2 rRNA genes are annotated in these 709 nt (G+C 52.5%); both read left to right on the forward strand.

What is annotated here, in order from left to right:
- Nucleotides 1-74: ribosomal RNA gene (locus tag PQG80_RS28815) — 16S ribosomal RNA — on the forward strand; the annotation flags it as partial.
- 357 nt (nt 75-431) lie between these two features.
- Nucleotides 432-709 (forward strand): 23S ribosomal RNA (locus PQG80_RS28820); the annotation flags it as partial.

Raw genomic sequence — 709 nt, forward strand, 5'->3', positions numbered from 1 at the left:
AGGTGGGGTAGATGATTGGGGTGAAGTCGTAACAAGGTAGCCGTATCGGAAGGTGCGGCTGGATCACCTCCTTTCTAAGGAGCCCTTCGGGGCAATACGCAAGTCCGTTGTTTTACCGCTCGAGTTCAGTTTTGAAGGAGAAATCCTTCAAATGGTGCTTGTCAGGCGCCGGCTTTTCTACCAACATCTGATGGTGGCAGAAGAGCGCGGGGCATGATAAGATATCATTCCGCTGCTAAACACGGCAGCTTGTTCTTTGAAAACCGGATAGCGAAACGAAATATGCGCAATAGAATTCTCTACAATGCCTTGTTGGCTAGCTGAGAGCGAAGAGATGTCGCATGGAACAGCCTTTCGAGGATCAGTCGATCTGCGCAAGCAGAGCGAGTGGTGGATCGGAGAACGCTGAGACATCGACAACTCGGAGCATAGGTTAAGCTATTAAGGGCGCACGGAGGATGCCTAGGCGCCAGGAGCCTAAGAAGGACGCGGCGAACAGCGAAATTGCCTCGGGGAGCCGTAAGCAGGCTTTGATCCGGGGATGTCCGAATGGGGAAACCCGGCTGGGGTCATGCCCAGTCACCTATGAGTGAATACATAGCTCATAAGGAGGCACACCCAGGGAACTGAAACATCTAAGTACCTGGAGGAGAAGAAAACAAAAGTGATTCCGTCAGTAGCGGCGAGCGAAAGCGGATTAGCCCAAACC

The organism is Cohnella rhizoplanae (genome assembly GCF_948329515.1).
In the GTDB taxonomy this organism is placed as follows: domain Bacteria; phylum Bacillota; class Bacilli; order Paenibacillales; family Paenibacillaceae; genus Cohnella; species Cohnella rhizoplanae.